Annotated in this window: 14 protein-coding genes; 7 read left to right on the forward strand and 7 right to left on the reverse strand. The window is 38.0% G+C overall.

Annotated features, from left to right (window positions below):
* From I6F10_RS20430 to I6F10_RS01575, 3 genes are all read right to left on the reverse strand, one after another.
* The gene (locus tag I6F10_RS20430) at positions 1–198 is read right to left on the reverse strand and encodes an RES family NAD+ phosphorylase (protein WP_331461816.1); all 198 of its coding nucleotides are present in this window, start codon (positions 196–198) and stop codon (positions 1–3) included.
* A gap of 170 nt (positions 199–368) precedes the next feature.
* The gene (locus I6F10_RS01570) at positions 369–659 is read right to left on the reverse strand and encodes a type II toxin-antitoxin system RelE/ParE family toxin (RefSeq protein WP_197098251.1); all 291 of its coding nucleotides are present in this window, start codon (positions 657–659) and stop codon (positions 369–371) included.
* 1 nt (position 660) lies between these two features.
* Positions 661–900, reverse strand: a complete 240-nt coding sequence (locus I6F10_RS01575) for a type II toxin-antitoxin system ParD family antitoxin (protein WP_008113998.1) — start codon at positions 898–900, stop codon at positions 661–663.
* Between the two features lie 401 nt (positions 901–1,301).
* On the opposite strand from I6F10_RS01575, the gene I6F10_RS01580 reads away from it, so the two are divergent.
* Both I6F10_RS01580 and I6F10_RS01585 read left to right on the forward strand, forming a co-directional pair.
* Positions 1,302–1,559 (forward strand): helix-turn-helix domain-containing protein, encoded by a 258-nt coding sequence (locus I6F10_RS01580; protein ID WP_197098253.1) that lies wholly within the window; start codon positions 1,302–1,304, stop codon positions 1,557–1,559.
* On the forward strand, positions 1,559–1,735 hold the full coding sequence (locus I6F10_RS01585) for a hypothetical protein (protein WP_197098255.1): 177 nt from the start codon (positions 1,559–1,561) through the stop codon (positions 1,733–1,735). The genes I6F10_RS01580 and I6F10_RS01585 overlap by 1 nt, the downstream gene beginning before the upstream one ends.
* A 318-nt stretch (positions 1,736–2,053) precedes the next feature.
* Here I6F10_RS01585 and I6F10_RS01590 read toward each other — a convergent pair whose 3' ends face one another.
* The 3 genes from I6F10_RS01590 to I6F10_RS20510 all read right to left on the reverse strand — a co-directional run bounded on the left by I6F10_RS01590 (position 2,054) and on the right by I6F10_RS20510 (position 4,175).
* Positions 2,054–2,977: a nucleotidyl transferase AbiEii/AbiGii toxin family protein gene (locus I6F10_RS01590; RefSeq protein WP_197098257.1), complete on the reverse strand. Its 924-nt coding sequence runs from the start codon at positions 2,975–2,977 to the stop codon at positions 2,054–2,056.
* Positions 2,967–3,506: a type IV toxin-antitoxin system AbiEi family antitoxin gene (abiEi, locus tag I6F10_RS01595; RefSeq protein WP_197098259.1), complete on the reverse strand. Its 540-nt coding sequence runs from the start codon at positions 3,504–3,506 to the stop codon at positions 2,967–2,969. The genes I6F10_RS01590 and abiEi overlap by 11 nt, the downstream gene beginning before the upstream one ends.
* A gap of 363 nt (positions 3,507–3,869) precedes the next feature.
* Entirely contained in the window at positions 3,870–4,175 is a 306-nt protein-coding gene (locus tag I6F10_RS20510) for an IS200/IS605 family accessory protein TnpB-related protein (protein WP_442960853.1), read from the reverse strand.
* Between the two features lie 1,733 nt (positions 4,176–5,908).
* Between I6F10_RS20510 and I6F10_RS01605 the strand changes: the two genes are divergently transcribed.
* The 5 genes from I6F10_RS01605 to I6F10_RS01625 all read left to right on the forward strand — a co-directional run bounded on the left by I6F10_RS01605 (position 5,909) and on the right by I6F10_RS01625 (position 13,498).
* Positions 5,909–6,382, forward strand: a complete 474-nt coding sequence (locus tag I6F10_RS01605) for a hypothetical protein (RefSeq protein WP_197098261.1) — start codon at positions 5,909–5,911, stop codon at positions 6,380–6,382.
* Between the two features lie 13 nt (positions 6,383–6,395).
* Positions 6,396–7,973 (forward strand): hypothetical protein, encoded by a 1,578-nt coding sequence (locus I6F10_RS01610; protein ID WP_197098263.1) that lies wholly within the window; start codon positions 6,396–6,398, stop codon positions 7,971–7,973.
* Positions 7,966–10,761 carry a site-specific integrase gene (locus I6F10_RS01615; RefSeq protein ID WP_197098264.1) on the forward strand — a complete coding sequence of 932 codons (2,796 nt, stop codon included), beginning with the start codon at positions 7,966–7,968 and terminating at the stop codon, positions 10,759–10,761. The genes I6F10_RS01610 and I6F10_RS01615 overlap by 8 nt, the downstream gene beginning before the upstream one ends.
* Entirely contained in the window at positions 10,758–12,056 is a 1,299-nt protein-coding gene (locus I6F10_RS01620) for a hypothetical protein (protein ID WP_024605731.1), read from the forward strand. Before I6F10_RS01615 ends, I6F10_RS01620 begins: the two co-directional genes overlap by 4 nt.
* Before the next feature lie 287 nt (positions 12,057–12,343).
* Entirely contained in the window at positions 12,344–13,498 is a 1,155-nt protein-coding gene (locus tag I6F10_RS01625) for a site-specific integrase (protein WP_197098266.1), read from the forward strand.
* 150 nt (positions 13,499–13,648) lie between these two features.
* On the opposite strand, the gene glmM is transcribed toward I6F10_RS01625, so the two are convergent.
* Positions 13,649–15,004, reverse strand: coding sequence for a phosphoglucosamine mutase (glmM, locus tag I6F10_RS01630; protein ID WP_197098268.1), 1,356 nt, complete (start codon positions 15,002–15,004; stop codon positions 13,649–13,651).
* Positions 15,005–15,055: the final 51 nt, after the last annotated feature.

The following is a 15,055-nucleotide window of genomic DNA, read 5'->3' on the forward strand; positions in this document are numbered from 1 at the left end:
TTAACATTGCCTAATGAGATTAACTTCGAGGATATTTTCAATTTTCTGTTTTTTACCGCTCCAAATGTACTTGTAATGCCCACTTTGAATAGGGATCGTCACCGCTTTAGGCTTAAATGCGGCTACGCATTCCCTCCCATCATCACGAACGCTTTTATACAGTAGGCCATTACTGTCGTTTGATGCCCCAAGCTCTATGCTCTATGCTTTATGCTTTATGCCCGTAGCTCGTAACCCGATGCCCGTTACCCTTAGCTCTTAACCCAAACACCGTGCTTGGCTTAATCTCTACCTATCACCTAGCACCTTTATTTTATAAGCTCGCAGCCCGCCCCCCTAAGTTCTAGGCTCAAAGGCCCGTTACATTTTCAGAGAGCCCGGTGTACATCCATGCTTTTATGAATAACTCGAATAATTACAACTTGTATCTTGTCGAATGCTTTGTAATAAATAACATGACTCCCTTGCGGTCGCTTTCTATAGCCTTCTCTAATGTAATCACAAATATAACCTAGCTCTGGTTCTTCTACAATTTGATGAAAAACGCTATCAAGTAATTTTAAATTGTCATTTCTCTGCTGCCTGCCCCAGTTAAGTTGCGTGTAACGAGCGATTTTTATTAAATCTGATTTAGCTTTTTTAGATATATGAAATTTCATATCAATGATTTTCTTTATCTAAGTCACTTAATAGTGTGTCATATGAATAATCAGCTATTCCGCTGTTTTCTCCCTCAACCAACATATTCCTTAAATTGTTCATTTTCAATTCTTGATCTTCTAAGGCTCTTAATCCAGCTCTTAGAACTTCACTTGCAGATCCATACCTACCAGTCTCTAATTGCTGACTAATAAATGAGTCAAAATGCTCACCTAATGTAACACTTGTATTTTTCGCCATGCCAACCTCCGATACCAAAATTCAATATATTTTGGTATCAAAAACATATCAAGTCAATTAAGAAAGACAAAAACACCTCCTAATCCTACGTTGCTAAAGTATAAGCAACTATTTTTTAGCTTCTTATTAAGGCGGTATGGTTGAAATTTAAATCAAATAACCCCTTACTTTGAATAACGTAACTAGGTTCTTTGAGAAGTTCGACTTGCTCTGTAAACATAACCTTACTTCAAATCAAATGACAGTGTTGATTTCTTAAAATGCCGGGTAAGCGGTGATTGCGATTTTAACGCGCTTATCACACAGTTCCCTTCAACGCCGTAGAAAAATTATTGGACTCTATTGGGTGAAATATTGATAATTTTTATTAGCTATATAGCTAACATTCAATAAGTGAATATATGTCGAGTAGAGCAAATATTGGCAAACAAATAAGTACTAGCAGGAAAGCTTTAGGCTACACGCAACAAAAGATATCAGAGATCGCAGGGATTAATAAAACAACGATTTCCGAGGTTGAGAACGGTCGCTTTACGGGTTCGTTCGATATATTTGAACGCCTGCTTGATGCAGTTGATTTACAATTTGAAGTTACCTCAAAACAACACTCTCTACCAGACTGGGATACCATTGAAGATATATTCTCGGAGGATGACTAATGAGTGGCACACCACTGCTTCCAAATAAAATTACAAATATAACAGTATACACTGACTATGCTGAAGTTGGCGTACTAACACATGGCTCAGTTGTATTAGTGGCTCAGTATGTACAGCTCAGTACATCACTACCAGCCAATACAAGAAAACCTACACGTATCACTTACTATGACTAAAAAAGGCATGGATGGTTACTCATCGGGTTCTCTTCATCCTATATTTTCACAAAACTTACCGGTGGGTCATTTTTTCACCCAAATTTGTATGCTTATTAGCATAACATTTCTTCCTTAATGGGTGGCCAAAATCACTGTACCACTTCAGCTGAGCTGTACTAGTTCAGCAGTAGAACCTTTTATCACCCCCTCACCTGTAAACCCTTTAAAAAGACTTTTTGCCGACTTCGCTTTTGTGATGGAGCACAAGAATGCCTAAACTTAATAATTTGGAAACATTGGCAGTCCACTGACCAAAATAAGCTTTATGTAAGATTGCTATAGCCGAAATTCAGTACGGTGATCCATCTGCATGCTCAATTCCTTTTTCGCAGACGAGAGTAACCCAACTAAGTTTGATATTAAAAACTCACGGAATTTGTCTTTGCCTAAAGTTCGATCATATGCCTCTTGGCTTAAAAATCGCTTCATTTCTTGATCGAAATCGCGTCCATTTACAATGCTTTCAATTGATGCAATTCTCGTATCAAGCAGCTCAATAAACCCCTCTATTTTATAATCGCTCACTTTCTTCTCAATGAGCTTCTTATTGATCGTAGCCCCTTGCTGTTGTAACCACATAAGATCCCAAATATCACGATGCCTAACATACCTTTGAGTCGCTGGAAGTGAGATAATTTTATCTGCCATTATCTCTTCTAATGACTCAACATAAATAAGCGTATCTTTATAACCATCCGGCAAAAACGCATAATTTTGTTTCAGGGGCAGTGGTACTTTTGTGTGAGCCAGAATATTAGCAACTTCAATTTTAATCCTCTGCTTCGCAATACTTTTGTGCTCTGGCGCAGTGACTATTGCTATTTGCCATTTATCAATTCTTAAATCGGTATATTTAGGATCTTTTTTAAGCGACTGAGGTTCCTTAACCGTTATTTCAAACCCATATCTGTCGCCAATATACTCCTCGATTACTTCTTTCATTTTTGATAATGTCTTGCTGTTGAAATCATAGCCCCCTGCGAAATCGAGGTCTTCACTATAGCGATTAGAACCGTAGCATAACCTTAAACTCGTCCCGCCTTGAAATACAATATCATCCAGCATACCTGCTCGATCGAGCGCAAATAGAATATCGTAATGAAGTAGCTCTTTTTCGATTACAGGCTTATTACCTGAGCCAGCATTTTCTTCCAGCGCTCTTTCAACTAAAAAATTAAAGTTCTCTCGTTTAGTCATCATGCATTACCTCCATATCAATTAAATGGGTATTTCTACCAACCCGATTTAAGTCCCTCAGTGCAGCAGTCTTTGATGCTATTCTTAAAGGCCTATCAGCCTGGATAATGTAAGGAAGAATATCCCTAACTGCACGCTTAGTATGTGTAAACTCAATAATGCCATAAGGTGTTTTATATTCACCTTTCGTCCCCGTAGTCATAAGTGTTAACCTGTCAATTGGGATCTGAGAAATTACACCGTACGCTGATAGCGCGGACTCTAAGCTCACATAATTATATTCTCCACGTCTTAATGCCGTTGCAATCAAGTCCAACGTATTAGATGTATTTTTATATCTAGATAAAGCATATACATAAACGCCCCTAGCCACTCTCTCCAAAATACCGCTCTTAACAAGGCGAGCAAGACTTTCGTTTAGTGAGCGCGGAGAATCTTCATGGAAAATTTTAGATAAATCTCGATGCAAAAAGACGTAGCGGCCTTTCTTATCTAATTCATTCAGTCTTTGAATTGCTCGTTCTTGCTTCATAATCAAGTCTCTACTTATTACACTTATAGGCAGTATAACTAACCACATAATGCAAATCAAAGCTTTAAGTGAGTAGTTACAATGCGTTTAGACAGTATAACCGACCACTTAGAGCGCGTGATGGCCCTATTTAGTAGGAAATGAACTACCAACACTAATTACTTCGTAATTTGAATTGGTTTCGGGTAAGTCTGGGTCAAGCCGCCAAAGGCAACGAGTCAGCTTCCCTTTTAGAAGTAGTAACGCTAGGCACTAGCGTTACTACTTCGGGCTGGCACACACAGCCCCTACAAGCTAGCGCGTTAAGCGCTTCACCTGTTTCTTTTCTCAAGATATTTAAGGCCGAGTTGACATCAGCATTCACTAAGCCTTGAGGACTCTGTACAGGCCGCGTTTCACACAGCGACCACTAAACTTAGGGACAATTTTGTCACCGTGCGTCGGAATGGTATCGTTATCCAAGGCGCTCGCCTTGGACGTGTACGATTCCTCACGTACGATGACTTTGATACCTAGTGCATAATACTTGTACTTGATCTGCTCAATCAAAATAGTGTGAGGAATACTCACAAACTTCTGATTGTTTACCTTGTCAATATTACTATCTTGTTTCCAACCTTTGTTTAAGCCGATCACTAACGTGCCGATATTATTGGGTAATCCCCCCATTTTTAATGGAGGCTATCTGTAGAATTTTCGTTGTTTAACTTTTCCAGTTTTTGTATGAGTTCTAATGCGAGAACTTTTAAACCAGCCAAATTAATTGAGGCTAGATACAAGTTAATATTTCTGGTTATTTCATGACCGATGCAACCTCACCACCTACTTAACATAATAATAGCTATCGTAAATAGGGGTTTACGAGAGCTATTTTTATACGTTATTAGTACTACTTACATGCTTACAGCCACACTCAAAGGCCGAAAAAATAACGAAACTTAAAGGTGCGAAAATTTTCGCGCAAAAAGTACGGAAATTGGAAATTTTCAGCTGAACAGGTGTTCATATTTGAGACTATTATCAATTTACGGAGAAATAGCTAAAAGCATAAAAACCCCTAAATAGTGCGATAATAAGGGGTTGCTTGAATAAATGGGTGTTCATGTTTGAGACTGTTTAGAACTTGCGAAGAAAAAGTTAAAAACTTAAAGGTGCGAAAAATTTCGCGAAAAAACTTGTGAAAAAGCGTACAGATTGGAGCTATTTTAACTGAACAGGTGTACTAGCTCAGACTTGATCTGACAGTTACCCATTTTTCTAATGGTGACTGTTAGTTTAGATTTGAACTAATACAGAACAGGCGTTCATTCTCTGCTTCGTATTTTTTCGTTAAACAACTATTTTAAAAATTAGAACATCAATGCTAGCGTACATCGTTATATGCTTTAGTTATATGAACTACGTTTTTCTTGAATAAATACATATTCAGTCACGCTCCCTTTCTGCGTCCACATTAAAACGCATAAATAGCCTTATTTATCACCTCAAAATCCACTTAAAAGATAAAACTTTAACCAATTGAAATTAAAAATTACAGCATGCTTTTTAGGGTGCTCTAATTTTTTTATTTATCAAAAAATTATGTTTACGATTCAATTTGTACCTAATCTAAAATATATAATAAATGAAACAATAAAAAAACAGAAAAAACAAAGTAACAAACTGAATTCATTCTGTTTTTTAAAAGTCAAATTTTAGAGGGTGCTAAATAAGGTGCTCTATTTTGAAACTCATCAAAAAATCTATTAATTTGCGAAAAACCTAAAATTTGAAGTCGTTTAGATGGGTGGATATTTATTTTTGAGACTATCTTAAATTTATGAATAAAACTCAGAACTTAAACTCGCGGAAATAGCGGAAAAATTAGAATTTTTTTAGCTGAACAAGCGTTCACTCTCTGCTTCATCTTTTTTCGTTAAGCAACTATTTTAAAAATCAGAACATCAATACTAACGTTCATCGTTATATGCTTTAGTTATATGAACTACGCCTGACTTGAATAAATACTTGTTCAGTCAGGCTCCCTGCCTACGTCCACATCAAAATGCATAAATAACCTTATTTATCACCTCAAAATTCACTTTAAAAATAAAAATCAATTAAAAAACATAAAACAAACTTTTTTTGAATAAAAACAAAATCTTAACTAACTGAAATTAAAAAAATTTAAAAAAGAAAAATTACAGCATGCTTTTTGGGGTTCTCTAATTTTTTTATATATCAAAAATAATGTTTACGATTCGACTTGTACCTATGGAGCTAGTTATTCACTTGCCGTACTCATAAGAAAGTAACTTTTGTTGCTTGTACTTATGTAGGTCTTATGAACACGACTAGTTTACTGCTGTTTCGAAATGAGCCTTAACGCTCCTTTGATAATAAAATGTATAGAGAAGTTAATTATGAAATACAAACAAAAATCGATACCACTTTTAAAGGCTGAGCTGAAGCCTCACCCGCTACTAATTGAATTAACCAAAAATGATTTAATACAGCTAAGAGCGAACCAAAGTATCGATGACTTACCTATAGAAGTAATACAGTCATTATTAGACTTGCACCCATTAGCTGTGATTTTTGATACTGACGATAATAGCTATTTAACACTTACAACAAGCAACATACTTGAACGCTTTAAAGCTCATCCTTTAAGTAAAAAGCTGTTTTTAAAGATACATATTTACCCAGCAGATGTTATTGAGCACGTATTAGGCGTTACCTTGCTATATAACTGTGCTGTCACGCTTTATTTGAAAAATGGCTTGAGTAGCAATATTCAGCACCGACTTGGTTGTTTTAAAGCGCACGGTATACATGCCCCTAAAAAAACGACATTGGCAAACTTAGCTAATACCTCCCCTTCTATTTTTCGGTAATAAGGAGCTAAAAATGGGTATTTCGGAGCATATTGCAAGAAGTAATCGTTTAAGTAATGCCGGTGGTTGTTACCCTAATGCATTAGCGCACGCCACAACATTGGCGATTATGTTGATAAAGCTAGCTAGTGTGGATGCTAAAGCACGTCCAGCCATGACTGCAGTAGCACTATTCATGTGGTTAACACTAGGCTGGAAGCACATTAGTTCGGCAAGTGATATTCCTGATTTTATAAAAATATCTGCCACGAAACCTTGTAAAAAACACACTTTTCGAACTTTTTATGATCGCACCGTTTCCTGGGCTGAATATGCGAGACCCTGTAAATACAAAAACCGTATTGTGTATTTATGGCAACCTATGCCGACCTATTTAAATGCATTTTTTCAAAGCTTTATTAGCGATCAAACTTACGGTACGCCTTTTTTAAATCTCAAAGACAAAGAACACTTATTCGAGTTAATGTCTAAGGCTTGGAAAACACCTCGTAAATTACAGCACCTACCCCGTGTCCGTAAAAACACCCTGCAAAGTTACTTTGTAAAATGCGCCAAAGCAGATAATGCGATAGGTGCAATTGTTAGAGCGCAACTTATAGGACCCCAGCAAGCTCATCATAGAAGCGCGGAATATTATCAACAACAAAGTAGTGATAATATACGCAGTAAAATTTTTAAGGCGCATAATCGCTACTTATCAAGGCTTATAACTGCGGCAAGAAACGCTAGTATCTATTCATACTTTGTAGTTTATCTGAAAGACTTTTCATTTAACTTAATTAAAAAGGAACCACAAAAGGCTAAGTATTTATTAGGACAAGGCACAATTAGGCACACTGAAATCGACACTTCGCAGTACGGACAAAACAAAGTGTATATTCCCGCAATTATGTTAGGAAGCAGTCGTTCGTTGCTTGATAAAGATGTGAGTCGTTTTTTTAAATCTCTTCAAAAAATGGTTGAAGATGCCAAAGAGAGTATTTATTTCAAAGGTCCAAGCCAAAAATCGTCATTAGCTAATCAAGCAGCGCTTCGCGATTACTATAATAAAGCGACTTATCGTATTGCATTTCTCTATATTCTACTTACTGGTGCAAGGCCTACGCATGGTATTAGTATTTTATCAGATTACTATTCAGGTGGTGATATTGCATTCATTAAGGATAAAAGCCGCCTTAGGCAGCTAATACTCTGTGATTACTTGCAACAAGAGATTAAACAGTATTTATCCTTACAATCAGTTATTCGTACACAACTCAGCATACATACTGAATTAAATGAGCTTTGGTATACGTGTAGTGAGAAAAACATCCCGAAAGCCCTAACAAGTCGCGAGCTTCGCTTATTTATGCACCAAATTTGGCCCAATGTAGTGCCTTATCAGTTGCGTCACTTTTTTAGCCACTGTGCTAATAGTCATATGTTTTCAAATAAGTTATTTGACAACGATATTGATCGTCTCATGGGTCATGAAAATTTGGGAGAGCAGGTCGGCAGTGACATATTATCGCCAAGACGTTTTGCTGTGATGAAGGACTATTTAAACATGCTACCGCAGCGCATTGGTTTGGAGGCGTTTATTCATGTCTAAACAGTTTATAGAAAAGCAGGCCAATAAAATAAATGATTATTTAGTAAATACCTGGCCACACAGTACATCTCTAGAAGCTATTTTATGGGTATTGAATAACTTACTAATGGTGGTGAGCATACAAACACCTAGTTTAGATGATACCGAAATAAATATAATAAATAAAAAAATTAATACTATTCCAACGGGGGAGCAACGAGTCTATCGAAAGGCACTTGAGGGCGTTCTTTTTTATTTAGGAAATGAACGTCAATGGCAACTACCTGAAAAAATAAAACTAAATATAGCGGATACGAATCATCTATATTTTGAGGAGCTTACAAAAGGTACTGCGCATGCACAGCAAATATTTACTCGTTATCAACAGCACAAAGCACACTTTTTTGCTACCAGATCGCCATTAACTCCCTGTTTTATTGCATTAATGATAGGGTTTGAAATCGCGCCTTTATCGTTAGCGCATATGTGCGCAATCTTAAATAACTCTAACTCTATAACAAACGAAATGCCTAATCCGCGCCTTGCTGTAACGCATTTTGAATGTGGTACTGATCAACCGCAAGTAACACATTACCATATTCCAATAATATGCTACCGACTATTACGTGATTACTATGCACTGCCCCTTGAGCAGATAACGGTGGCGAAGTTACATAACTATTTAACTAAGTGGTTAGAAGAAGAAGGATTCTCTGGTGTTAAACAAGGTGAGTGGCCAAGACGTTTTCAAATAAACTGGTACACTCGCTTTAAACTCCCGTTTATTTTTATAAAAGATTTAGCCTATCCTGAGCGCCACGTCGGTATACCTCGTGGCATCAGTCAGTCCACAATCAAAGCGGATGAAATTTACGCTATTGACTGGGATCTCAAGTGGTTTGAATCGCTAAAAAACTCAAAAACCAAACAACACTGGCAGCATGAAATACTACTTAAACACTCAGAAAACCCGAATGCTGTAGCCCCTCCATCATGGGATGCAGCTAATATTTTGCCGCGCATGTTATTTGACTATACCAAACAGCTAATCGTGTACGGTGGCGTAAAAAAAGCGAAGCTTGCCACAGGCTCAATTAAAAATTACACCTCACTAAAAAGTAAAATTGAGCCTTTCCCTTTATCTTACGCTGATGCAATTGATGAAGAGGCGGTTAATGTATGGGCTAAGTGTGTTTATGGCTCAATAGGCTCAGATATAGTAAAAGTAACCTTTTATAATTTTTTACGGTTTTTAAAGCACCAAGAACAAACAGATATGCTCAACTTATCTCTGTTTAGTAGCCCGCTAATAGCGCCTTCTGTAAGCCCTGCACGTTTAAGCGTTGAGGAATGTGACCACTTGATAAAAACACTTATCGACAATGGCACCCATCACCCTCTTCGTAGTCTATTTTGTGTAATCGCTGCTTTACTCGGCTTTTACGCTATGCTGCGCCGTGGTGAAATTCTAAGGTTACGCTGTAAAGATATTCAATTTGAGCTAAGTACTGGCCTTGTAACAATTACCGTAACAAACACCCCTGAAGGCAACACTAAAAGCGATACCACACGCAAAGTATACACTACACTTCCTGAGCGGTATCACCCATTATTTGAACATCTACTGGCAGTAAAAGAGAGCGCTCCCCACGAACAGCCCTTGTTGGGGTTTGAAGGTGAGAAATATCATTCACGGCAGCTTTATTATTTATTACCTGTGTCACGTGCTTTACGGTGTTTATTTGGTAAGCATCTTAATTTTCATCATCTTCGCCACAGTGGCGTGCATCTATTTATGCTGCAAACACTACACTGCTTAAATAATACAGTCGATGTACAACGAGGAGAAACACCACTTGAGCAGGAGGTGCTATCAAGTAGGTCTGTGGCTACTCGCTTTAATTATTGGTTTGAAGGGCGAAAGGTTAACGCAGTGAATGATGCCGCCTTTTTAGATAAAATGGGTAAACAAATTGGTCATATTTATTATGGCACTACACGCTGGTCATACTTGCATGACATAGATTGGCTACTGCCTATCATTAGCCCTACTCATTCATCGTATACACAGCGCGAATACACACACAGTGAGCTACGTTATTTACTTGGACTAAAGCCTGACTCTAATGATCTTTCTCGTATATTAGTTAAACTCAGCCCTGAATACACCAATAAAAATCTGGAACAAAAACGTAGCCAGCCAATCATACTGCGTGATTGTGAACTTATAGAAGTCGTATTTGGTAAAGCTATTAAAACGAAACAAGCGCCTTTAACAATTGTTCACAGTTTAGCCTGGGAAAAACTTCATGGCAGTGAACACTCGATACTCGGTTTCATATTTAAAACCATGTTCAATAATAAAACGCTTGATCTCTATGCACTCAGTTTTATTTGGGCCAATGGGTGTAAACATCATATTAAACCGATGAGTAAAAAACAGCGCACAGCTTTGAAAAACTTACCTCCCATCATACTTTCGAACGATAAACAATCATTACAGATCACGCTTGCCTGCAACTCTAAAAATGCCAATATGTTTAACGCCGTATTTAAATATGAAGATTGGGGGTGGCTCAGCAGTAAGTTTGTACTGTGTATTAATCGAAAAGTTAAGCCTAAGCGGCAACTAGTATTACTCAACACACTGTTTGCTCATGAAAACGATACTATTGAAGTAAAAAGAGTACCTAAAGGAGAAACATTATTAACTATTTATTTGACACCCAAAGTAGCCCTTTCAGCCGATGTCCTCGAATATACACAAAATTTTTTTCAGTTATTGCAATCTAATGAGGCCCAATCATGATAATTGTTCTCCCTCACAATAAAAGCCGCTTAATTAAAAATATTACGGATGAAATTGATAGGCGCCACGTCGATAGCCTAGCAACCATATTAATAGATAAAAAAGGCCTTCTCTTTACGTTAATTGCAGGTCAGCCCCCTTTAATTTCAGGTTGTAAAATTAAACTAAGTACGAGTTCTACTCACTTAAAAGATGCACAATTTTCAATTCATGGTAATTTGGCTAAACAGCTTCCAGGCTACTTTCCATTAGGAAAAGACATTGTATTTCACTTTAAAACGCCGCCATCAGGTCCGTCGATTATAGAATTAATTCACGTTGATTCAGATAAAAATAAAACGAAGTCGAACCAAGACAATCAAAGTAATCAAGCAACCATTCGTACATGCGATTGCCAAGAAGCATCTGAGAAACATTTAACGCACTTTGAGGATATTCAACAACTGCCAACTAAAAAAATCCGCAAGGCAGCCATCGAACGTATGCTATATGAGATAAAAAAAATTCACCATGGTGATAATTTATTTGAAGTATTTGAGTTTCTTGAAATAGATGTAGAGAAGCAGGTTATAAAAGTACAAATAGAAGGCAGAGCAAACGAAATCTTTTTACCAAAAGAGATTAACTTACCTATTTCTATCGTTATGACACAAGAAAGCTTTAAGCAATTCGATAACTTGTGCAAATCTATAAAGGATGATGAGATTGGTGTAGTTCAACAGGGCGAGTTGCTTATACTACAAACAGCAGAAGGAGTTATAACCAGTTCCTTGGCTGGCGCCGATGAGTTTCATGCAAAAGAACCTGAGGAGACACTTTCTTTAATGAGTATCAAACTTAATTTTAAAGCATTTACAGATGAAGTTAATCACTGTGTTAATAATTATGTCACCATTAAAAAAGCCGATCAAGCCTATTTATACCTAGACAATGGCAGGGCTGCAATTGCAATTTTGACAAGTCCATATAAATTCGTTAAATCGCTTCCCCTAAAGAAAGTTGATGATAAAAAAGAAGGTGTAGTCTCCTCATTGTTCCGTTTTTCACCAAAAGATTTACTCAAAATAAAAATTAAGAATTCTGACAACGATTACGCTACGCAATTAAAAGTGATACAACATTTAAATGGTGAACTTCAACTAGGCGTATTTAGTTCAGAACATAATGAATTACCCTACCACAGTATTTCTATTGAAAAAGATGATAGCCAGCTATCGAAAGTGGTCACTATGCTTGAAAATTTGGATAAAACGCAACATTTACGGAAAAAAGGACAGGGTGAACTTGACGTTTGATTCTGGTGTGAGTGGAAGGTGATGAGCACTAAAAAAAACTGGACAAATATACAGCACTTACTATATTTTAAGAGTGAAATTCTAGTCAGTAGCGCAATTTTGTACTTAGTGTATGGTATTCGCATTACTGACAATAAAATAAGCAGTTGGGGTAAAGAGGCGGCAACCTCCCTACCCCGTACCGGCTGCGCGATATTTAACCAGACCCAGCCGATGGCTTAATTCTAGCGAATTCCATTGGTGAGGGATAGATCTATTTATAGATCCATTAACTAATGGAGGCCATTATGGCTCACATTCGCATTCGTCCAAACGGACGTATTCAATTTGATTTACACCTTTATGGACAACGCTTTCGTGAAGGCACCAAGCTCATGGCAACGCCTGCTAATTTAAAAAAAGCTAATGCTACCCTCAAAAAAATGAACGCGGAAATTGACTTAGAAACGTTTCAATACCGTGATTATTTTCCTGATAGCAAAAAAGTCGCTAAGTTTGAAACATTGCAACGCACTAAAGACCCCGATCGCCTCTACCCATTTTTTAACGATTACGCCAATGAATGGTTCGACCGTCAAAAAGCTAAATGGAAGAAGAGCTATCAAAGCGTTATGCGTAATACACTCGATAAGTATTTAATCGCTGAGTTTGGCAATATACTCGTGAGTGAAATTACACTCGCCAATGTGGATTATTTTCGTGAAAGCCTAACGATGATAAAAAAGAATGGTCGACGAAAGCTCACCAATAAACGCATTAATGGCATCTTGTGGCCACTTATTGCGATTTTAAGTTTAGCGGCTGAAGAGCATAACTTTCCTTACCCTATGCGTCGATACAAAACGCTTAAAGAAGAGCGTGCTGATTCTAACCCACTAACGGCTGATGAAGTGCAATGTTTTTTAGAGGCGGCACCTATTGAGTGGAAAGATTACTTTAAAGTGCGTTTTTGGACAGGGATGCGTAGCTGTGAGGTTCACGGCTTGCGTTGGGGAGATATAGATTTTAACCATAGGTTGATTCGAATTCGCCATAACTGGGTCAATGGTGAGTTGTGTGATGTAAAAACACCTAAGTCACGCCGTGAATTAAAAATGTGCGATACGCTTTATACACTATTCAACCGCTTAAAAGAGCTATCGAGTAGTGACTTTGTATTTACTCATAAAGATAACCCGCTCGATAATCACTTTGTGAGTAAACAGCTGTGGTATCCCACACTAAAAAAAGCGGCATTAGCGCGTAGGCGCCCTTACGAAACACGCCACACTGCGGCTGTGCTGCATATTGCTGCGCACGAAAACCCATTATATATCTCGCATATGCTTGGGCACAGTGATACACGTTTATTATTTGAGGTTTATGCGCCGTATGTAGCTAATGCATCTAGGCAGGATGGGTATGCATTTAATGAAATGATGATTGAGCGTGGGATTGCTTAGCAGGGTTAAGTTGGGGGATGCGTGCTTCTAAGCGCATTAACGTTTTCAAATAGGGATATTTGTAATAACGCCAAGATGACGCTCAAGCAGAGCCTATTTAGAGGTTGCATAGGGAGTGAGTGTACACTCACTCCCTACTAATAGTTCGTTTTATAATATCGCTTTAATTGCACTTGCAATATGCTCAGCTTGCGCTTGTGAGGCCACTGAATCTGTAGACTCGACCATAACGCGGATGAGTGGCTCAGTGCCTGATTTACGCAATAAAACACGCCCAGAGTCAGCCAATATACTTTCGGCATCAAGTACAGCTTGCTTTACTGAGTCCGTATTGAGTATTTCATCGGCATTATTTTGTGTTAAACGCACATTTAAAAGTACTTGCGGTAGTTTTTGCATACCAGCTACGTAGTCTTTTAATGATTGCTTTTGCTGTATAAGTGCGGTAAGCACTAAAAGTGATGCAACTATACCGTCACCCGTGGTTGCATAATCTAAGTGTAGAATATGCCCAGAGCCTTCACCGCCTAGTTTCCAGCCGGTGTTTTTAAGTTGCTCTACAACATAACGGTCACCTACTTTTGCGCGCTTAAATGCTATATCCATGTCTTTAAGCGCAAGCTCTAAGCCCAAGTTAGACATAAGCGTACCTACAACACCGCCATTCATATTACCTTGTAGCTTCGCCGCTTTTGCCAGAATATATAAAATTTGGTCGCCATCAACAACGCTGCCCGCATCATCAACCAGCATTAGCCTGTCAGCATCACCATCAAGCGCTATACCTAAATCTGCATTATTAGCTACTACAGCAGATTGCAAGCTATCTAAATGGGTAGCACCGCATTGCTCATTAATATTTAAACCATCGGGTTTGTCATTAATGCTGATCACCTCAGCACCTAGCTCTGAATAAACATTAGGGGCAATGTGATACGCTGCGCCATTAGCACTATCTACAACTATTTTTAAGCCTTCGAGGGTTAAGTCTTTGGCAAATATGCCTTTGCAAAATTCAATGTATCGACCAGCGGCATCGTTAATACGCCTTGCTTTACCTAAACGCTCTGAGCTTACACACTGCATTGCATCATTTTTTAATGCTTGCTCAAGCAAGGCTTCAATTTCAAGCTCCTGCTCGTCGTTAAGCTTAGTGCCAAAGTTATTAAAAAATTTAATCCCGTTATCGTAGTAAGGGTTGTGTGATGCACTAATTACTACGCCGGCATCGGCTCTAAACGTTGATGCTAAATAGGCAACCGCGGGGGTAGGCATAGGGCCAACAAAGGCAACATTAACACCTGCCGCCGAAAGGCCTGCTTCCATTGCCGACTCAAACATATAACCGCTATTACGTGTATCTTTACCGATTAAAATCTCTTTAGTACCGCTTGAGGCTAAAACCATACCTGCAGCCCAACCAAGTTTCATTGCAAAATCAGGCGTGATAGGAAACGTGCCTACTTTGCCTCTTACACCATCGGTACCAAAATACTTACGTGACATGATTATTCCTTTATAGATTTAATGTATTAAAATTTTAAAAAAGTAGCTTTA

It is taken from the genome of Pseudoalteromonas sp. SWYJZ98 (assembly GCF_015864495.1).
GTDB lineage: Bacteria > Pseudomonadota > Gammaproteobacteria > Enterobacterales > Alteromonadaceae > Pseudoalteromonas > Pseudoalteromonas distincta.